This window comes from Acetobacter indonesiensis, from assembly GCF_000963945.1.
Lineage (GTDB): Bacteria > Pseudomonadota > Alphaproteobacteria > Acetobacterales > Acetobacteraceae > Acetobacter > Acetobacter indonesiensis.
Genome location: NZ_BAMW01000003.1, coordinates 1 through 18,789, shown reverse-complemented (window position 1 = coordinate 18,789; position 18,789 = coordinate 1). Strand labels below are relative to the sequence as shown.

Genomic DNA, 18,789 nt, shown 5'->3' with positions numbered 1-18,789 from the left:
ATTTATTATTTACTCAGGTTATATTCTGTTTCATCTTTGACTGCATCAGTGTAAAGACAATAATTGATGATCCTAATGCGAAAATTGATGCCACAAGAAGTGCTACGGCAAAACCATAAGAGAAAGCGTGATGTGCATGCTGAATGGCGATTTCTTGACTGGAACCCTCTAAACCGGAAATAGCACTGGGTAGATCACCGGCAACGATGGCATCGGCGAAGTCTGATGGATGATGGCAACCAGTGCCACATCCAAAGGCGGCAACCCATTTCCTTACCATTGTTGCGAGTATGCCGCTAAGCATGGCAAAACCAAGCAAAATCCCGGAAAATCGTGATGTCGTACTGATCCCTGACGCCATGCCAGATCGTTCTTTTGGCACAACACTCATGATAGCTTTTTGTGTTTCCCCATTGAGAAGGCCGCCCCCACTTCCAATGACGACCATGCCAGCCATAACAATGATCCATGATCCGACATATGCTCCCCATGCTGTTATTCCATTGCCAATGGCGACGCATGACAGACCACCGGCTAGAATACCGCTCGAAGAGATATGGCGTTCCAGAAGACGTCCAATATGTGGGAAAATCAACATTGCCAGGGCAAAAGGCAACATGGCGAAGCCGGCCTGAAGTGCTGAGCGGCCTAAGCCGTTTTGGAGAAATAGCGGAAGCATCGAGGCCATAACCTGAGCGGATGCTGCATAAGCAAACATCGCCCAGACAGCTCCCAGAAAACGGGGATTGGAGAATAGGCCAAGATCTAACATCGGACGTGATTGGGCACGTTCAGATGCTATGAAAATGCCTAAGGAGATACTTCCTCCAATAAAACCATTCAGGGCGTTCCATGAGGTCCAGCCGCTTGCCTGACCGTTAATCATTCCCCACGTCAGACCGAGCATGAATGCAGCAAAAAATATAATCCCGGCCGGATCCAGTCTTCGGGCATCAGTATCACGTGATTCTTTGACCAGAATAAAGACTGCGCCAGCAAGTAGGACGCAGATTGGAATATTGATATAAAACGCCCACCGCCAACCGAGCGCATAGGCAATAATACCACCAATAATAGGAGCAAGAACCATGGTAAGGCCCATGATACTTCCCCAAATGGCCCATGCGCGGTTCCGTTCATCTGGATTATGAAAAGTATGCCCGATGATCGCCAAAGCAGGTGCTAACAAAAACGCAGCACTTACGCCCTGTAAAGCACGGGCCAGATATAGTGCTGTGGCAGACGGGGCGGCTCCGCAAAACAACGAGGTAAGGGCAAATGTCGTAATTCCAATCAGATAGATGCGACGGCGTCCATACCGATCTGCAATGGCTCCAGCGGGCAACAGGAGAGATGCGAAGCACAGAACATATGTGCTGATAACCCATTCAATATCCGCGAAACTTGCACGAAACTCGCGAGCGATGGTTGGCAGGATGATTGCCACCACATTGGTATCAAGCACAGTCATGGCACAGCCAGTTGAAGCCGCCAGAAGGACAAATAACGGATTGGTTACGCGCGAGGATGTCATCGGTGTCCTCACCGCTTCACGATAGTATTAGAAATTCCGATAATCAGTTCATCATGATTGGCTTGAAAGAGTTGTGTCATGGTGATGTTCCGTTGCAGAGCGCGTTAGTCTGTAACGCTACGTCATGCCTTGGTTCTCGTCATTGGTGGTTATTTTCGTTATTATTAGGTTTTGCCTAATAATGCGGGGAGGGGGATAGAGGAATGGAACTGAGACATCTCCGCTATTTTGTGGTCTTGGCGGAAGAACTTCATTTTACACGGGCGGCAGAACGGCTGAATATTTCCCCGTCCACTCTGACTGTGCAGATACAGGAAATTGAGCGCACATTATCAGCTCAACTTCTCAACCGAACAAAGCGTTCTGTGACGCTTACATCTGCGGGAGAGGTTTTCCTTTCTGAAGCACGGCGCGTGCTCAAACAATTTGCAACAGCCGAGAACGCCGGTCGTCGTGCTGGGCGCGGTGAATTGGGTCGGATAGAGATTGGTTATGTTGCGTCAGCTGCGTATACGGGAATACTGCAAGACCAGATGAACCAATTTACGCAGAGTTATCCAGACGTGCTTTTAAAAGTGCGTGAATTCCCTATGGATAAACTGCCTCAACTGGTTGCGGACGGTGACGTAGATATCGGTTTTGTAAGGCTGCCTATGGCGATGCCACAGCTATTGAGTCACCATGTGTTGATCCGCGATCACTTTTGCCTGGCACTTTCCGTGATTCCTGGTGTCGAAGAAAAGTCGGAAGGCCCGGTTACGCCGCACGAAATTGCCAACGTATCTTTTATATTGCCCGAGCAGGCTTTCGGCACATTCCAGGTCGCAAGTCGAGGTGGATTTACGCCCCGTATTGTTTCTATGCCAGGGAGCTTACTGGCTGTGTTGACACAGGTCTCAATTGGCAATGGTATTTCGGTTATTCCCAGTGCTTTACGAAGTGTTGTCAATTTGCCGGGCGTTGTTTTCCGCGATATTGCGGGAGAACCAATCGTTTCAGAAATTGCCGCCATTTTTCGCTCAGATGAGGTTGCACCAGCCGTACGTCATCTGATTTCTCAGATTCAAACAACAATAGCCTGAAGATTATCGGGATTTGGCATCCAGCCACGCACTGACTTTGTCGACGACATCATTTTCAATGCCAAAATACCCATGAGGTGTTAAGGAGCCACAATTCTTTTTTGATTTTGTTATTCCACCAGAAACCATGAACACGCGCACTTCAGGGCTTGCTGTCATGGCGGAAGCAATCTGTTGCGCGGCTTGAGGCGGTGCGACATCGCATCGATCATCTTGGTTGGCCACAATAAGAACAGGTACTGTAACTTTTTGCGGGGTTGCACTAAAAACAGTTTCCTTGCTGCCTCCCATGACTGATACAGATTCACTGAGCACGACACCTGCAATAGTTCCTGAAGCTGCATGCGCGGCACCGTTTACGGCAGCGATTGCGCCTTGGCTGGTTCCAAAAAGAAACACAGGGACTGTTGCCTCTTCATGTGCAAAAGCAATGATACTTTCGATCAGTCCTGCATAGGTCGCGGAACTGCGTTTCCCTCTTAGATTAATATGATTGATTGTATCTGGAATAATGACTGCGTAACCCTGTCTGTTCCATAGCCGGCGTGTTCGGACAGCAAAGTTATGATCGTGTCGGATTGCGCCATTTTTCCCAAGGCCAATATCACCAGAACCGCCAGGAAACATGATGATTGTTCCTCGGTGGGTTGCCGGGATGCAAAAGAGCACTCTTACGTAACCACCTTCTCTAAAAGGTATGCTGTAAACCTGTTCATTTATATCAGAATGTATGGTGCTGATAGCGTGTGACTGTTCAGGACGAGCATAAGCTGTCGTGCAAGGTATTATTAAAAAAATAATTGATACTAAAAAGACATATAAATATTCAAGCATTGCTCAGCCACAACGGAATAAGTTTCTTCATTTTTCTTACTTGTTCTAAAACAGATTTGCCACAAGGTAATTAAAGTCTGAACTTGCGTGTTGTGCACAATGCTATGAGTTAAATCGTAGCAATGTGGAGACAATTGTTCTCACAGATAAGCGGCTGCGCTATGCATTGCATGGACTGTACGGGATGTAGTGCAATACAATCTTGTCGAATATATGGAAGCCGCCACGCATGTCAGCCTATCCTTATCTGGCTCACTGGAAAGAAGAAATCAGTCAAAGCCCGAATGCCATTTACCTGACACTTGCTGATGCCTTGGCTCTTTCCATCCGGAGAGGTGATTTGCGGGAAGGGGATAAACTTCCCCCGCAAAGAACGATTGCAGATTATCTTGGTACCAATCTGACAACGGTAACGCGTGCATTTACCGAGGCAAGGCGTCGTGGTCTCATTGTTGCAACTGTAGGGCGGGGAACTTTTGTGCGCGTCGGTGCCGGTGAAAGCCATTGGCGCCATACCGGACCTGCGGTGGTTGATCTTACCATGAATCTGCCGCCTATTCCTCAGGATCCACCGCTCCAGCGTATTATTCAGAGTGATATCTCCGCTATCTTGAAGCAACAGGATTTGAATAGTCTCATGTCCTACAGGGTAACTGGGGGCACGATTGAGGAGCGTCAGCTTGGCGCAAAATGGATAGCACCTGTTATCGGTCAGCGGCGCATAGAAGAAGTTCTGGTTTCTCCCGGTGCGCAAAGCGCATTAGCAGCAATCGTCAGCACGCATAGGCGTCTCTGAAGGATCTGGAGAGCAAAGCCAACGTTGCCCTGTCTCTGACCATCTCCGATCCTGTCGGCACGGTTCATTTCCTCACGAACGTAAGAGGTGACAGCCTGATAAAGATCAGCTTCAGCGGGAGAGAGTTCGTAGGCGACGGTGTAGGCGTAACGCGCCGGGAAAAGTGGTGTTTCATCAAAGCGAAACAGCTCTTCTTTCGTCAGACGCCGCATCATGTCCGAGACGTCCGCTTTCCGTACGCCCTCACGGAACCGTCCTTCGAAACGGTCGGAGTCGAGAAGGCCCATGAAAAGCTGGAAATCGGCTTCCTTGCCATTATGGGGCGTTGCCGACATCAGAAGAAGATTACGTGTGCGCGCTCCGAGAAGCTTCCCGAGTTTGTAGCGTCTTGTCTCTTTTACCTCCCCGCCGAAATAGGAAGCGGACATGCGGTGCGCTTCGTCACAGATCACGAGATCCCACTCAGGCGCAGCTTCCAGACGTGCCTGAAGGGCATCGGAACGGGCCGCCATGTCGAGCCGAAGGATAAAGCGATTACGCTCGGCAAAAGGATTTCCCGTGACAGAGTTTTCCACCTGATCACGTGTCAGAAGATCAAACGAGAGAGCAAATTTTTCCGCGAGTTCCTCCTGCCATTGCTCGACCAGACTGCCCGGCGCAACAATCAGGCAGCGTTCCAGATCCCCCGGATCAGCAATTCCTTGATGAGCAGGCCAGCCATGACGGTCTTACCGGCGCCCGGATCGTCCGCAAGTAGGAAACGCAGCGGCTGGCGTGGCAGCATCGCGCCATAAACGGCAGTGATCTGGTGCGGGAGCGCTTCAATGCGTGACAGAGTAATTGCCAGATAGGGGTCAAAAAGATGTGCAAGACGCAGACGCCACGCTTCCGACACAAGACGCAGGAGCGCACCGTCCGCATCGAACGCATAGGTCCGACCAGGCTGGACAAGTTCAAACGGAATCTCATCGCCTCGATACAGCAGCCGTTCGCCGATTTTTCCGTTGACCCGGAAAACAAGATTGAGCGCATCAGGTCCGAAACTTCGCACCTGGATGATTTCAGCTATTCCGCCAGTATCAAGGCCACGAATATGGGCGCCCGGCTGGAGTTGTCCGAAGTCCATCAGCGCGTTCCGGCCGTTGCTGCAGCTTTGCGAAGCTTGCGGTCAAAAGTGACAATCTCTGCTTCCAGAACGTGGGCCAGCCAGAGATAACTTGCGTCGTAGGCGGTCAGTCCGGTCTTTTCGGCAAGCAGAACGACCTCACCCTGATTCACTGCGATTTCTCGGATCCCGAGTTGCTTTCGTAAATTGAACGCTGAAAGCAGTTTATCGCGCTGTTCAGGATGGCGGCGACATTTGATCAGGCAGACATTCGCCAGTTCAAATTGTAGCAACGGAGGCGCTGTAAGCTCGCAATTATCCATAAGCGCAGCCGCCTGTTCGCCTTCAGGCTCCCCGAAAAGAAGTGCCGCGACAGCCGATGTGTCGATGACTTTTATGATGCCCATTTTTTACGCGCGAGCATCACGATCATGACGCACCATCGCTGTCGCTTCCGAGGGGGTGACGATTCCCATCGTCCGGATTTCGGAAAGAACGCCGGATGCCGATTGCTCGGGCTCATAGGCCACAGCGGCTTCGATGATGGCCATAAGCTCGCCCTGAAGAGATCGATGGTGGCGCTCGGCACGTGTGCGAAGCTTTCGGACAAGGTCTTCTGGAGTGTTCTTGATCGATAGATTCATCTCAGCGCCTCCAAATCGGAACCAATTTGGAGCCTAATCTTTCTTGAGTGAGAAGGGAAGAGATCAATTTAGATCGTGTGACCCAATAGGCTCGTGCTCATCAAGACTACTTTAGTTGTTCAAGTGATTGATCACTTCCATGCGCTTTTAAGGTCAATAATATTCCGGATAAAAAACAAAACTATCCACAGGGCAAATTGACCCAAAAACCAGCCATTTTCCGCCGCGATTCATTCCGGTTAAGAAACGCTAAGTCATTGTTTTCATTGAGTTCCGAAAATGGCGTTTTGGGATTTAATCCCAAAAGTGCCCTTTTTCATAACAGTGTTCAGTTTTTTGTGGTACAAAACACACGGCCACACTGCGGTACTAATCACACACCAGCCCAGACTACCCAAAACGCCCCCGATCAGCCCCTAGATCAGTCGTCATGACACCACGACCCACTACACAGGGCCACAACGAGGCCAGAAGATAGCCCGGCACCACTCACCACCGGAAACTCCTTCACACCCCTACAGCCTCAAAAAAACGGCCTCTCCGTCCAGATAAGCCCATACACTCCCCGAGATTTACCTCCTTCCTGACAACATCTTCCCAAGTGACGCCCTACACCAACATCTCGCCTTCCCTATGCCCCATTTTTCCCGTTTGGAGGGCACGCTACCTCAATTTCATACGCATGCTTCGCAAACGTATGAAATCGCTACGCTTTTTTTCTTTTTTTCTTCTCTCTATCGCCGAATAAATTCGGCTCCCTTTTTGATACGTGACCGTAACACGCAACACACCCCCCTAACCGGGCGGGGGCGGAATATGGCACTTGCCCTGTATTTCATGTACAGAATCCGGAAAAAAAATGACGGTTTTCTACCCCCCCCCTTTGTTTTGCACCCCAACAGTAGCTGTCGAAATCCGCGCAAAAAACGGACTTATCCACAGGCAAAAATGTAGGAATCTAAGGCGCTATTCAGGCTTGACTCGAACTGCTTGTGGCTATGGCGAGAGGGCACCCATCGTATCGGCCTTGCGGATCATGGCGTAGGTGCGCGGATCCTCCGCCGGAATGCTCTGAAGCGTGAAGTGCTGGCCCTTGTGTTCCGCCAGCAGGTCGAGCCCTTTTTTCATGCAGGTCAGCATGCCCAGGGCGAGGATATCGACCTTCATGAATTTCAGGACGTCGATATCATCCTTGTCCCATTCAATGATCTGACGGGCTTCCATGGATGCTGGCTCGATGGGCACCAGTTCATCCAGCCGGTCATGGGTCAGCACAAAACCCCCGGGATGCTGCGACAGATGGCGGGGCACGCCAATCAGGCACCGCGCGAGATCCAGCGTCAGGCGGATGCGCCGGTCTGACAGATCAATGCAGCTGTCAGTCAGGGCGTTATCGTCCAGTTTGCGCCCCCAACCATGAATCTGGCCCGAGAGTGTGCGGATCAGGTCTTCCGGCAAGCCCATGACCTTGCCAACATCCCGCAAGGCCCCCTTGGCGCGATAGCGGATGACTACGGCCGTCAGGGCTGCCCGGTCACGCCCGTAATGCTCATAGACCCACTGGATGACCTGCTCACGGCGTGCGTGTTCAAAATCCACATCGATATCCGGTGGTTCGCCCCGTTCCTCTGAGACGAAGCGCTCGAACAGGAGGTTGTTACGGGCCGGATCAATGGCGGTGATGCCCAGCACATAACAGACCGCAGAATTGGCGGCCGATCCACGACCCTGACAAAGAATGTCCTGGCTGCGGGCATAACGGACGATGCTGTTCACCGTGAGGAAATACGGTGCGTATTCCATGCGTCCGATCAGGGCGAGTTCATGGTGCAGGCTTTTGCGGACTTCGTCCGGAATCCCTTCGGGATAGGTGCGGGATGCGGCCTCCCATGTCAGGGTTTCCAGCGCCTGCTGGGGTGTCTGACCGGGCACGGACACTTCATCGGGATACTGGTAGGCCAGATCGTCAAGCGAGAAGCGGCAGCGCTCCACGATATCCATGGTGCGGGCAACTGCTTCGGGGTAGCGGCTGAACAGCCGGGTCATCTCCTGCTGTGGTTTGAGATAACGGTCTGCGTGACGTTCGCGGACAAAGCCTGCCTCATCGATCGTGGTGTTGTGGCGGATGCAGGTGACGACATCCTGCAGGATACGCCGGTCATGGGTATGGAACAGCACATCATTGGTCACGACGGTCGGCACTCGCGCCTGATGCGCGAGGTTCGATCCCCAGAACCTTGCATGCTTCGTCACGATCAAGAAGCGTCCTTTCGGAAGCGCGCAGCATGACGAGTTTCGGGGTTTCCTTCTCCTGATGTTTCATGACTCGTCCTTTCGGCTGAATGTTCGCGTAGGCTTCACGGGATGGATGTCCACTTGTGATGACATCGCGAAATGCGAGGGCGAAATTGAGTTACAGGATCCCCTCCTCAGGCGAGAATTTTTGCCGCAAGTGCCGCGCCCGATTGCCAGGCCAGTTCTATGCGCGGCCCCAGCAGCCAGTCGCCACAGGCACCCAGGCGCAAGTCGCGATTCCAGAGCGCACCACATGAAGAAGGTCGTGTCATTGCGTAGCGCCAGCGATGCGCAGCGAGACATTTTCGGTCCGGCAAGGAGACGCCCCATGTCTGATTTGTCAGCCACGCGGCTAATCGTTCCGCAACATCCTCCGCGTCCTTCTCCAGATGCCGAAGCGACCAATCTGATCCGGCCTGCACGACCCATGTTTCCGGCGTATCCCGGCCGGGCTTAGAGCTGTTGCGTGCTGCCCAAGCGATCGGTCCAGCAGAGCGAAGAATATCGGTCTCGATGGGCAACCGATCCGAAAACGCGATCATCGCCGTCCAGCAAGGCCGCGAACGCGCAGCCACGGCATGAGCAGCCATTTGCAGATCGTGTGCCCCCAGAAAGGCGGCGGCCTGCTCTGCCGGAAGAGCCAGAATGGCGGCGTCATAGGGACCATGGGCGCATCCATCTTGCAGCATGATCCGCCACTTCCGCCCTTCCGATGCCAGTCCCATAACGTGGCTGGAGAAATGCACCTCCTGCTGCGCGGCCATGTGCGCGACCGGCGCGTTCATACCGGGCGTGCCCACCCAGGCATCGGCTCCGGCGACAGGCCATGGCGCTACCACGCCCCGAATATGCCAATGCGCCACCTGTTCGCGGAACGATGCTCCGCGCGCAGTGAAATATTGGGCCCCATGATCGAAGGCCAGTGTCTCCTCGTTCACGGATATGCGCCGCGTCGATATCCGTCCACCTGCACCACGACCTTTGTCGAACAATGTCACCGCGTGGCCAGCCTTGCAGATCGCCTGTGCGCAGGTCAGCCCCGCCATTCCAGCTCCGATAATAACGATGCGCATTGTTGCCTCCGATTTAACAGGCCGTCATGTCGGCTGGAACGGCTCGGGACGACCTCGCTTCTTTGGCGTGGTCGCAGACTTCCTTGCACGAACGAATGGCGGTCATGACATTCATAAGGCGTTGGCCTTCCCGGCATTATGCGAAAGATACCGTTACGGTTGACTAGCTTTCATATCCGGGCATCGGGCGGTTGTCGGCAATATGGCAAAAAGGGTATGTTCGTTTTCTTTTCGGACGCTGGAAATGGTTGGCGCCGGAGCGTGGAGTAGTGGCCGATGGCTATTTCAGACATGATCGCTGACAGTATAGTCGCTGCTGTAATCAGCGATCCGCGGCTGCCCGACAATCCGATCATCGAATGCAACGCCGCGTTCGAGGCTTTGACCGGTTATACCCGTGAGGAGGTCATCGGCCGCAATTGTCGTTTTCTGACCGGCGCCGGGACGGAGCCACAGTTGATGGAAACCCTTCGTGCAGGCATCCGTGAACGGCGTCCGGTGATGGTCGAGATTCTTAATTACAGGAAGGATGGCCATCCTTTTCGCAATGCCGTGATGGTGGCGCCTATATTCGATAGCGAAGGGGAACTCCTTTATTTTCTCGGCTCCCAGATGCAGATTCCGGACGGGCCCGACGAAAGCCGCGCAGCGGCCGCGCGCGTCAAGGTCGAAGGGTTATCGCCCCGTCAACGCACGGTGTTGCTGGCGATGGCAAAGGGCCAGCTCAACAAGCAGATTGCTCATGCGTTGGGGGTGTCCGAGCGTACGGTCAAAATGCATCGTGCCGCCATGTTGCGCGCCTTGGGCGCGCAGACGACCGCCGATGCCGTGCGCCTTGCAATCGAAGCGGGATTCTGACGGATTTTTGCCCCTGAAGTCAGGCTTTGCGTCAGGGGGCGGCAAGCTAATCTTTCGACATGAAACGTATAGTTCTTGTTCTGGGCGACCAGCTGACGCCGGCCCTATCCTCCCTTCGAGCGGCCGACCGGGAAAACGATGTGGTGTTGATGGCGGAGGTCATCGCCGAGGCCACGTATGTCCGCCATCACAAGAAGAAGATCGTGCTGATCCTCGCGGCGATGCGGCATTTCGCAGCGGAATTGCGCATGTCCGGCTGGCGTGTCGATTACGTCACATTAAGCGATCCGGCCAATTCCGGCAGTCTGCATGGCGAGGTCATGCGCGCATTCGTCCGGCACGGAGCCACGCATGTTCTCGCCACGGAGCCCGGTGAATGGCGCCTGATGCGGGAAATGGCACAATGGCCGTCTGTCACGCTGCTGCCTGACGATCGCTTTCTGGCCGATCGCCATGGCTTTGCCTCCTGGGCTGAGAACCGCCGGGGGCTCCGGATGGAGCATTTTTATCGGCTGATGCGCCTCAAGACAGGGCTGCTGATGGAAGGCGACCAGCCTGCCGGAGGACGTTGGAATTTTGATCGCGACAATCGTAACCCCGCGCCGGGCGCTCTGGCTCTGCCGGAGCCGCTGCGTTTCGAGTCCGACGCGATCACACGCGATGTGCTGGAGATGGTGGCGACTCGTTTTCCCGACCATTTCGGAGAGCTGAATCCTTTTTGGTTCGCTGTCACCCGCGCTGGGGCTGAGGCCGCCTTTGCCCATTTTTTGCGCCATGGCCTCCGAGATTTCGGCCGCTATCAGGATGCCATGCTAAGGGGGAATCGTTTTCTCTGTCATTCAGTGGTGTCGGTCTATCTCAACCTTGGCCTACTCGACCCGCTCACAATGTGCCGTGCGGTGGAGGTCGAGTGGCGCGCCGGGCGCGTGCCGCTTAACAGCGCGGAGGGTTTCATCCGCCAGGTCATCGGCTGGCGCGAATTTGTCCGCGGCATCTACTGGTGGTGCGGACCCGAGTATGCGCTGAGCAATGCACTGGGGGCGCATCGGCCTCTGCCGGCGTTTTACTGGAGCGCCGACACGCACATGACCTGCGTGCGCGCCTGTGTCTCCCAAACGCGCGAAGAGGCCTACGCCCATCATATCCAGCGGTTGATGGTCACTGGCAATTTCGCGCTGCTCGCCGGGATCGACCCGCACGCGCTTCACGAATGGTATCTGGCGGTCTATGCCGATGCGTTCGAATGGGTCGAACTCCCCAACACCATCGGCATGAGCCAGTTTGCCGACGGCGGTCTTTTGGCCAGTAAACCTTATGCTGCCAGCGGCGCCTATATCCATCGTATGAGCGATTACTGCGAGGCGTGTACCTACGATGTCAAGGCAAAGGAGGGGCCGAAAGCATGCCCGTTCAATCTGCTTTATTGGCATTTCGTCGCGCGCCATGTCGATCGGCTACGAGGCAATCCGCGCATGGTGCAAATGGTGCGCACATGGGAGGGGTTTGCGCCCGAAAAACAGGCCCGGTTAACGCGTGACGCCGAGCGTTTTCTCGCTTCCCTTGGTTGAGCGGCAGCGGGTGGAGCAATAGCGCACGGAACTCCAGTCGCGCGCCCATTTTCTGCGCCAGACGAAGGGCCGCCCGCAGGCCGCGCAGAGTTTGCTCGGCAGATCGGCTTTTCTGCGCATTTTCACCAAGGCAGCCTTTCTCCATTCCACGCAATCAGTCTGCCGCTATCGGCAGTGGTGAGAGTCTCGATCACCCGCAGAAGATTCTCTGCCGACGTGGCGGGCGAAAAGAGCTTTCCCGCTGGCACGGCACCTTGGAATGGCGCTGAAAGCGCGGTGCCCACGGTGCCGGGGTGCAGGGCCACGACGATCGCCTCAGGGTGGGTGCGCCGCATCTCGATAGCGAAATTGACCACCAGCATGTCAAGCGCCGCCTTGCTGGCACGATAGGCATGCCAGCCTCCCAACCGGTTGTCGCCAATGGAGCCGCCCCGTGCGGAGAGAACCGCGAAAACCGAGCGTCGATCGCGTGGCAGACGTGGCAGCACATGCTTGGCAATCAGCGCCGGCCCGGTGGTGTTGATGGCGAAGACGCGGGCCATGGACGCGGCATCGAGGCTGCGAAATGTCTTTTCGGGAACAATGTTCCGCACCCGATCATGCAGAATCCCGGTGGTTAACAGGACCAATTCGGGGGTGTGCTCGATTGAGGCCGCGGCGTCGGCAATGCTGTTCTCGTCGGTCAAATCGAAGGTGAACGGCGACACCGTGGCACCAAAGCCGACGCATGGTCGGCGTGATCCCGCATGGATGCGCGCATAGCGCCCAGACGCGGCAAGGCGTTCGACGACAGCATGGCCGATGCCGCCGCCGGCGCCGAACACAGCTGCTACCCTCATCTCAGCCATCGCTGCAGGATCGGCCGCACCCTAAGAAACCGACGGTAACCTGCCTCAAGAACCCACAGGACCGGTTTCAGCCGGGCGAGTTCGCCAAGCGGTCGCAGCGCCGGAATGACGCGCCACATGGCCGCAAAAGCGGCGGCGCCGTCATAAAGCACACTGCCTTGCTGGGCATGGAAACGATCGAGCAGCAATTGCCGGTCGAGAGGGCAGGCCTGCGCCGGGTCGGTGAGATCGACGAAGTGAATACGCTTTGCCCGATCCCATCGGCGCATCAGCGCGATCTCGCGCAGGCAGAGTGGACAGCCGCCATCGTACCATACGGTGAAGGTATCGTCGTCGTGTCGATTATTCATTATCACATCTTGCGATACTTCCCGCCCTGTGACGACCTGACATTTCGGGAACATGTCAGGTCGTCCGGGTTACTGCCTGGCATCCTGACTGGGCATCTGGCGCCTATGCCCTAAATGACGTGTTTCCTCTGTGGCACCCTCAAAGGATGATGATGGAAGACAAGTGTGTTGGAGGCGTGTTGTGTTTGTTCTGGTGATGGGTGCATCGCGAGGCCTCGGACTCGAAGTCGTCAAGGCGGCGCTTGGCCAAGGTCATAGTGTCAGAGCCTTTGCTCGCGGCGCCTCCGGCATCAAACTGACGCACGATCGGCTTGAGAAATTCCCCGGTGATGCTCTGGCGTCGCAGGACGTGAGGCGAGCGCTCGTCGGCGTCGATGGGGTAATACAGGTTCTGGGGGTTTCCAACCGTGATTTGTTCAGACCGATCGACTTGTTTTCCCAGGCTACGGGGGTCTTGGTGCCTTTGATGATCAGCCAGGGCGTGCGCCGGTTGGTGGCTGTAACCGGCTTTGGTGCAGGCGACAGTGCCGCTGCTATCGGTCCGTTTCAGCGCCTGCCCTTTCGTATGCTGTTTGGTCGCGCTTATGACGACAAGACCCGGCAGGAAAGGCTTATCGTCGCCAGCGGTCTGGAGTGGACGATCTGGCGACCGGGCGTGCTGATCAACGGGAGCATCAGCGGCAAAGCTAAAATCTTAATGGCACCGGCACAGTGGCGAAACGGTGTTGTGTCTCGCGGGGATGTCGCAGCTAACGTGTTATCCCATCTTACAGATGTAGCGATGATTGGCCAAAAACCTGTTATTATCCGGTTTTAAATATATTAAATTTCTATATTAAATAAAAATTTTCTCTGTTTTTTATAATATATAACCTGAACATTTTCTTTCCATAAATAAATAATATTTAATATTATTATAAAAACTGAAAATTAAAATATTATAACGCCTTAATTAAGAAAAGAACCAAAGATATTTCCGTTTTTTACTTTCATAAAATAGCTGACGCTGAGATAATCTGAGAGTGTGCTTCAGAAATCGACTTGATTGATTTTCCCCAGACCTCTGCGGATGTAAGCGATCACGAACCATGCCTCTAATGATGAGATAGTGGTCTCGACATTGCAGGTTAGAGATTGGCCCACTGTCGTGGGGGTGCTAATCGCAGCGACTTTTTTGCAAGCAACAGTAACATAGGGTGTCGGCCCCGGCGATCTGGCCGAAACTACAGCACTATGGAACCGGTAGGGCGTCCAGTGTCTGCAAAGCGAGTTGATTGAGGCGGTCGGATTTACAGCGCTCCTCTTCCCACAGCGTCTGGCGATGAACGCGGGCGCTTTGTTTAACACGGATGTCATTGCCGTCGAGCGTCCAGCCCGTGTGGCACATCTGAGCAAAGACATAATCTTGCTCCAGATAGGAAAATCATTACGTCCGCGTTCATACCAGCATCGGGTCACGGCGGGTGAATATGACACTGCTAAAACGACCGAGACCATCGGTGCGTTGGATGGACTCAAGACACACGGATCCTTTTTAGGTGGCACGAGAGGCGGTCGAAGGCACGCCGCGTGCGACGCGATTGCATCTGCAAGGCGGCGTGATGTCTCCGGTAGTCCTGGGGATTGCCGTTCTGCTACGTGAAGCGGACCGGCACGAAACGACGGCAACGGTATAAGATGATGTCCGCTTTTCGCTGTTCGTCATTGAGCCGCTAATGTCCTAGAAGTAGGCGGAAGCAGCAGGTCCGCTTAACGCCTCATGTCGGACGCCGAAACGCACTCCATTGTTTCTTAGAGCGGACATGCTAATGGCTTTCAGAAAGCTGATTTGCACCAATGCCGCGTCGGTCACCTGGGCCGTCATTTGCGCCCATGGCAATCTCTACCCTACGATGCACCGGCCTTCATCGACCTGGCGCGGAGCGAGAAATCCTTTTGATTGCACCTCTTTTAACCAAACGCCTGAGACTTAGGACGCCGAATGCTGACGATCTCTATCGTTATCTAGCTTACCGAAACGATACAGCGGCGCTCGCTGCCCAGATGATGCAGCCAGTGGAGCTGAAGGAAGCCGAATTGTTTCTCGCGGCGCAGTCATGTATGGCGCCGGAAGCTTATGGTTGGCGAATGTTCGCGGTCGAGAAAAACGACAAACCCGGCCTAATTGGAGAGGTCGGCGTGTTCATTGGTGCTGAGGAGCCGCAAAAGGGGGATATCGGTTGGTGGTTCGCTGCCAATCATCAAGGACAGGGTTATGCGTTGGAGGCTGGAACGGCGCTAATCGAGTGGTGTTTTGCCCATCGGCCTCTACATCGCCTGACGGCCCATTGCCTTGTTGCAAACAATGCCTCGCTGCGCTTAATGCGAAGACTTGGTCTCCGACAGGAAAGGCAGACGGTCGAAAGTCGTTATTTTAATGGCTGCTGGCATGACGAGGTCGGATACGCTCTTTTGAGGCGCGAATGGCTTGAATTAGGAAACGACGAAGGGTGCATGCGATGGAACGATCCCTACCCTTGAAATCTAGGGAATGTAGCGACAAGAGCACGCGACCTTTTTCGACTGATTTCCCCACCAGAGCCGACTGAGCGTTTCCCCCCGAGGCTGCTTCCCCGGGGGGACCGTAGTAAGAAAAGTCAGGTCAGTTGCTGCTGCATAATCGAAAACGCATTGTAGCAGTGGAAAACCTCGACTTTCCCGTCCTTCATTCTGAAGACGTCGCAGCAAGGGACGTCAATGACCCTCCCTGTCGCGGCAAGCGGGCCCTTTGGTGTCATCAAAATGCCGAGGTGGGTGCCGCGAATGGCTAGTTCGACGACGACCGCATCCCTTGACACATCGATGCTAAAAATCTCTCGATGGATGTCAGGGAAGGCTTCGGCCATACTGCTCGCGACGAGCCCGATATCGGAGCCGCGGAAATCCATCTGAGCTGGGACGTTGCGGACGTAACCGTCTTTCCTGAAGAAGGACAGAAATGTCTTAATATCGAGGGAAATCCCTTCAGCTGACGCGTAGAGCTTCTGGATGGTGTGTTGATGATCCGTCAACTTCAGTTCCTTCCACTCCCGTGAAAATAATACCCCATCAAAACACGGGACTAAACAACTAAGCTGTCATTTGTGTCCGATGCTGGAAGCTGATCAGCCACGCGCAACACATGTCAATCAGGCTGGCCTTCAGCGCCGTAATTTGTTCCATGCCCAGCTCGCGCTCAAAGGCGTTGCGCACTGCTCCATAGATCACGGTGGTCAGGGTCAGGTTGATCTCTGTGGCATCCTGCGGCGGCAGGTCCGAGGTCTGGCGAAACATGCTCATCGTTGCGGCACCGACCCGCGTGGCGAAGTCCTGCATCAACACATTGTTGTCGAGCGCTGCTACCGAACGATAGAGTGCTTGCGTCAGATCAGCACGCTCGGTTTTGGCTGTCCAATAGGTCTCGATCAGCGCAGAGACCATCTCTGCCGCGGGTTGCCCCGCCATGCGAGCACAGGTTGCTTCGACACGCTCTGCCAAGGCGTTCAAGTAACGCGCGTTCAGCGCGATGATCAGCGCCTGTTTGTTCGGGAAATACTGATACATCGTCCCGACCGATACGCCCGCCCGCTCAGACACCCGGGTGGTTGTCAGGCGCGTCATACCTTCTGACAGCAAAACCTGAATGGTTGCCTCAAAAATCGCGTCTACCGTGACGCGCGAGCGGCTTTGTACCGGTGTTTTTCGAGGCTTAGCCCCTTGCGAAGCATGGGCCGTCATATGCGAATCCAAAATATGAGCTTTTCTTCATATACTCCGATCAGAGATATGAAAGGAATACAGAAATGGCAGAGAACCGCATCGCCCTCGTGACCGGCGGTAACAAGGGCATCGGACTGGAGATCGTCCGCAAGTTGGCTCAAGCCGGTGTCCATGTGCTGCTCGGCAGCCGCGACAAGTCGCGCGGAGACGAGGCTACCGCCGCCCTGGCCAGGGATGGTCTCACAGTGAAGGCGGTTTCGTTGGACCTTGATCAACCGGCGACCATCTCGGCCACGGCGGATGCCATCGCTGCCGAGCATGGTCGTCTGGACATTCTGGTAAACAACGCCGGAATCTTTGATTTCGCGGATTCAACGCCCAGCAAGGCTTCAATTGATGCTGTGCGGCGGTCGATGGAGGTCAACTTCATCGGGGCGCTGGCCGTGACGCAAGCGATGCTCCCTCTGCTACGCGCCGCACCAGAAGGCCGCATCGTCAACCTGTCGAGCACGCTCGGGTCTCTGAGCATGAACGCCGATCCGGCCTCGGCCTACTATTCGCAGCAATTCATCGGTTACAACGCATCGAAAGCGGCCCTGAACATGTTGACGATCCAACTGCACGAGGAGCTGCGGGGCACGAATATCAAGGTAAATTCGATCTGCCCCGGTTTCGTGAAAACCGATCTTACAGGCTATGGCACAATATCGCCTGAAGAGGGGGCGCGGCTTCCTACAGAATATGCGCTGAACGCCACAGGCAGTGGTGGCTTCTTTGAGCAGGACGGCAAATTGCCTTGGTGATGGGCGAACGGGACGAGGCGGAATGACCGCTCTGTCCCGCCTAGCTGACGCTAATCCGTTCTTGCAGAGCCTGCGCCAAATCGCGAGAGGTGTGAAACACCGCTAGGGGGTGAGCAGAATGTCGGCTGTTGGGCGGTAGGACTGGAAAAGCGGTCATTCGTGCAATCGACTGTCACGACACAAATGGGCGTCTCCTGAAGATCAACCTGATAACCGACTTCGTTGGGCGAGAGCTGCCCGTCCCATGAGACGCCGCATATATGCACTCGTCATGCCAGCGATAGGTTCATGGTCAGTGCCTGAGGGACAGAGCAGAAACTGCGGCCAGCGCGAGGCTGAAGCACTCCCTCTTTTTGGAGGAAATTGCTTCAGACCGCTTCTGTTCTCTCACTTTACCTTCGTAAAGGCATCGCGTAGGAAATGAGCCGCTTGGGCGACTGCGGCGGTGGCCGCCGGCGTCTTGGCAAGCGCATTGAGCATAACGAAATCATGGATCGTCGCGTTATAGCGGGTCGTTATGACCGGCACGCCAGCTTCGACCAGGCGTCGGGCGTAGGCCTCGCCCTCGTCACGCAGGACATCGTTTTCATCTGTAATGACCAGCGCTGGCGCCTGCCCGTGCAGGATGGAGTCCGGCGTGTTCAGCGGCGAGACATGCGGCTGGGCGCGATCCGTGCCGGCAGGCAGATACTGGTTCCAGAAATAATCCATGGCTTTCGCTGTCAGCCAGGGGCCACTGGCGAACTCGCGATAGGATCCGTCATTCATTGCGGCATCGGTCACCGGATAGAACAGGAGCTGGGCTACGGGCCTGGGTCCATGCCGCTCCGCAACGAGGGCGGAGACGACCGCAACCATATTACCGCCGACGCTGTCTCCGGCGATGGCAATGAGGGATGGATCGATCCCGAATTCGACCGGATGACGAGCGACATACTCCAGAACCGCATAATCCTACTCGATCGCAGTTGGATAACGCGCCTCGGGCGAGCGTTCGTACAAGTCCCATGTTTCCATCGAACGGAAGTTCCGGTTCAGCCGGAAATGGAAGACGACAGATGCCGCCGCCAGTGATGGTGCGCGATTGCGAGAGGGGCTGCTGAATAAAACCAATACGGCCTCAAGCGTCTGGGCAGACACAGCCTATCGCTCCAAAGCCAACGCAGATTTCATGGAAAAGCAGGGCTTTGTCTCAAAGGTTCACAGGAAAAAGTGAACTGCCCCGGGTTTACCGGAGAGCGATTTATTCAGTAATCAGGCA

The 18,789-nt window shown here is 54.9% G+C and carries 20 protein-coding genes and 3 pseudogenes; 9 read left to right on the top strand and 14 right to left on the bottom strand.

Annotation, left to right across the window (positions count from 1 at the left end):
- Positions 1 to 13: 13 nt before the first annotated feature.
- A complete protein-coding gene (locus Abin_RS00845; protein ID WP_048844487.1) occupies positions 14 to 1,534 on the bottom strand; it encodes an MFS transporter in 1,521 nt (506 codons plus the stop codon).
- Between the two features lie 203 nt (positions 1,535 to 1,737).
- Here Abin_RS00845 and Abin_RS00840 point away from each other — a divergent pair, with 203 nt between their 5' ends.
- Positions 1,738 to 2,616, top strand: coding sequence for a LysR family transcriptional regulator (locus tag Abin_RS00840; protein ID WP_045543170.1), 879 nt, complete (start codon positions 1,738 to 1,740; stop codon positions 2,614 to 2,616).
- Between the two features lie 3 nt (positions 2,617 to 2,619).
- On the opposite strand, the gene Abin_RS00835 is transcribed toward Abin_RS00840, so the two are convergent.
- The gene (locus Abin_RS00835) at positions 2,620 to 3,243 is read right to left on the bottom strand and encodes an alpha/beta hydrolase (RefSeq protein ID WP_084593366.1); all 624 of its coding nucleotides are present in this window, start codon (positions 3,241 to 3,243) and stop codon (positions 2,620 to 2,622) included.
- A gap of 436 nt (positions 3,244 to 3,679) precedes the next feature.
- On the opposite strand from Abin_RS00835, the pseudogene Abin_RS00830 reads away from it, so the two are divergent.
- Positions 3,680 to 4,234: pseudogene (locus tag Abin_RS00830) on the top strand (GntR family transcriptional regulator); the annotation flags it as partial.
- On the opposite strand, the gene Abin_RS15740 reads toward Abin_RS00830, so the two are convergent.
- The 6 genes and pseudogenes from Abin_RS15740 to Abin_RS00805 all read right to left on the bottom strand — a co-directional run bounded on the left by Abin_RS15740 (position 4,162) and on the right by Abin_RS00805 (position 9,363).
- Positions 4,162 to 4,893, bottom strand: coding sequence for a DEAD/DEAH box helicase family protein (locus Abin_RS15740; protein ID WP_255319409.1), 732 nt, complete (start codon positions 4,891 to 4,893; stop codon positions 4,162 to 4,164). The pseudogene Abin_RS00830 and the gene Abin_RS15740 sit on opposite strands and share 73 nt — an antisense overlap.
- Positions 4,894 to 4,910: 17 nt before the next feature.
- Entirely contained in the window at positions 4,911 to 5,372 is a 462-nt protein-coding gene (locus Abin_RS15735; protein WP_048844484.1) for a DEAD/DEAH box helicase family protein, read from the bottom strand.
- Positions 5,372 to 5,758: a type II toxin-antitoxin system VapC family toxin gene (locus tag Abin_RS00820; RefSeq protein ID WP_048844483.1), complete on the bottom strand. Its 387-nt coding sequence runs from the start codon at positions 5,756 to 5,758 to the stop codon at positions 5,372 to 5,374. Before Abin_RS00820 ends, Abin_RS15735 begins: the two co-directional genes overlap by 1 nt.
- Before the next feature lie 3 nt (positions 5,759 to 5,761).
- Positions 5,762 to 5,995, bottom strand: coding sequence for a FitA-like ribbon-helix-helix domain-containing protein (locus Abin_RS00815; protein ID WP_045542262.1), 234 nt, complete (start codon positions 5,993 to 5,995; stop codon positions 5,762 to 5,764).
- A 1,011-nt stretch (positions 5,996 to 7,006) separates the two neighbouring features.
- Positions 7,007 to 8,221 (bottom strand): annotated as a pseudogene (dnaE2, locus tag Abin_RS00810) (error-prone DNA polymerase); the annotation flags it as partial.
- Between the two features lie 203 nt (positions 8,222 to 8,424).
- The gene (locus Abin_RS00805; protein WP_048844482.1) at positions 8,425 to 9,363 is read right to left on the bottom strand and encodes an NAD(P)/FAD-dependent oxidoreductase; all 939 of its coding nucleotides are present in this window, start codon (positions 9,361 to 9,363) and stop codon (positions 8,425 to 8,427) included.
- A gap of 276 nt (positions 9,364 to 9,639) precedes the next feature.
- On the opposite strand from Abin_RS00805, the gene Abin_RS00800 reads away from it, so the two are divergent.
- Together Abin_RS00800 and Abin_RS00795 are read left to right on the top strand one after the other, a co-directional pair.
- On the top strand, positions 9,640 to 10,221 hold the full coding sequence (locus Abin_RS00800) for a PAS domain-containing protein (RefSeq protein WP_048844481.1): 582 nt from the start codon (positions 9,640 to 9,642) through the stop codon (positions 10,219 to 10,221).
- 59 nt (positions 10,222 to 10,280) lie between these two features.
- Positions 10,281 to 11,789 (top strand): cryptochrome/photolyase family protein, encoded by a 1,509-nt coding sequence (locus Abin_RS00795; RefSeq protein WP_048844480.1) that lies wholly within the window; start codon positions 10,281 to 10,283, stop codon positions 11,787 to 11,789.
- On the opposite strand, the gene Abin_RS00790 is transcribed toward Abin_RS00795, so the two are convergent.
- Genes Abin_RS00790 through Abin_RS00780 form a run of 3 tightly spaced genes read right to left on the bottom strand, consistent with a single transcriptional unit; the run spans position 11,748 to position 12,987 of the window.
- Positions 11,748 to 11,909 carry a DUF2256 domain-containing protein gene (locus Abin_RS00790; protein ID WP_218026293.1) on the bottom strand — a complete coding sequence of 54 codons (162 nt, stop codon included), beginning with the start codon at positions 11,907 to 11,909 and terminating at the stop codon, positions 11,748 to 11,750. The two genes, Abin_RS00795 and Abin_RS00790, sit on opposite strands and share 42 nt — an antisense overlap.
- Positions 11,910 to 11,911: 2 nt before the next feature.
- The gene (locus tag Abin_RS00785) at positions 11,912 to 12,613 is read right to left on the bottom strand and encodes an SDR family NAD(P)-dependent oxidoreductase (protein ID WP_255319428.1); all 702 of its coding nucleotides are present in this window, start codon (positions 12,611 to 12,613) and stop codon (positions 11,912 to 11,914) included.
- Positions 12,614 to 12,624: 11 nt separating this feature from the next.
- Positions 12,625 to 12,987 (bottom strand): thiol-disulfide oxidoreductase DCC family protein, encoded by a 363-nt coding sequence (locus Abin_RS00780; protein ID WP_048844500.1) that lies wholly within the window; start codon positions 12,985 to 12,987, stop codon positions 12,625 to 12,627.
- 130 nt (positions 12,988 to 13,117) lie between these two features.
- On the opposite strand from Abin_RS00780, the gene Abin_RS00775 reads away from it, so the two are divergent.
- The 3 genes from Abin_RS00775 (at position 13,118) to Abin_RS00765 (ending at position 15,507) form a co-directional block, all read left to right on the top strand.
- On the top strand, positions 13,118 to 13,804 hold the full coding sequence (locus tag Abin_RS00775; protein ID WP_218026292.1) for an NAD(P)-dependent oxidoreductase: 687 nt from the start codon (positions 13,118 to 13,120) through the stop codon (positions 13,802 to 13,804).
- 721 nt (positions 13,805 to 14,525) lie between these two features.
- Positions 14,526 to 14,663 (top strand): hypothetical protein, encoded by a 138-nt coding sequence (locus tag Abin_RS00770; protein ID WP_158319873.1) that lies wholly within the window; start codon positions 14,526 to 14,528, stop codon positions 14,661 to 14,663.
- 259 nt (positions 14,664 to 14,922) lie between these two features.
- A complete protein-coding gene (locus tag Abin_RS00765; RefSeq protein ID WP_158319872.1) occupies positions 14,923 to 15,507 on the top strand; it encodes a GNAT family N-acetyltransferase in 585 nt (194 codons plus the stop codon).
- A gap of 116 nt (positions 15,508 to 15,623) precedes the next feature.
- On the opposite strand, the gene Abin_RS00760 is transcribed toward Abin_RS00765, so the two are convergent.
- Both Abin_RS00760 and Abin_RS00755 read right to left on the bottom strand, forming a co-directional pair.
- Positions 15,624 to 16,037, bottom strand: coding sequence for an ester cyclase (locus tag Abin_RS00760; protein ID WP_048844476.1), 414 nt, complete (start codon positions 16,035 to 16,037; stop codon positions 15,624 to 15,626).
- Positions 16,038 to 16,095: 58 nt separating this feature from the next.
- Positions 16,096 to 16,743: a TetR/AcrR family transcriptional regulator gene (locus Abin_RS00755; RefSeq protein ID WP_048844475.1), complete on the bottom strand. Its 648-nt coding sequence runs from the start codon at positions 16,741 to 16,743 to the stop codon at positions 16,096 to 16,098.
- A 65-nt stretch (positions 16,744 to 16,808) separates the two neighbouring features.
- Between Abin_RS00755 and Abin_RS00750 the strand changes: the two genes are divergently transcribed.
- On the top strand, positions 16,809 to 17,528 hold the full coding sequence (locus Abin_RS00750; protein ID WP_048844474.1) for an SDR family oxidoreductase: 720 nt from the start codon (positions 16,809 to 16,811) through the stop codon (positions 17,526 to 17,528).
- A 387-nt stretch (positions 17,529 to 17,915) separates the two neighbouring features.
- On the opposite strand, the gene Abin_RS00745 is transcribed toward Abin_RS00750, so the two are convergent.
- Complete coding sequence (locus Abin_RS00745) at positions 17,916 to 18,470, bottom strand: alpha/beta hydrolase (protein ID WP_255319430.1); 555 nt, start codon at positions 18,468 to 18,470, stop codon at positions 17,916 to 17,918.
- 55 nt (positions 18,471 to 18,525) lie between these two features.
- Between Abin_RS00745 and Abin_RS00740 the strand changes: the two are divergent.
- Positions 18,526 to 18,741: pseudogene (locus tag Abin_RS00740) on the top strand (IS5/IS1182 family transposase); the annotation flags it as partial.
- Positions 18,742 to 18,789: the final 48 nt, after the last annotated feature.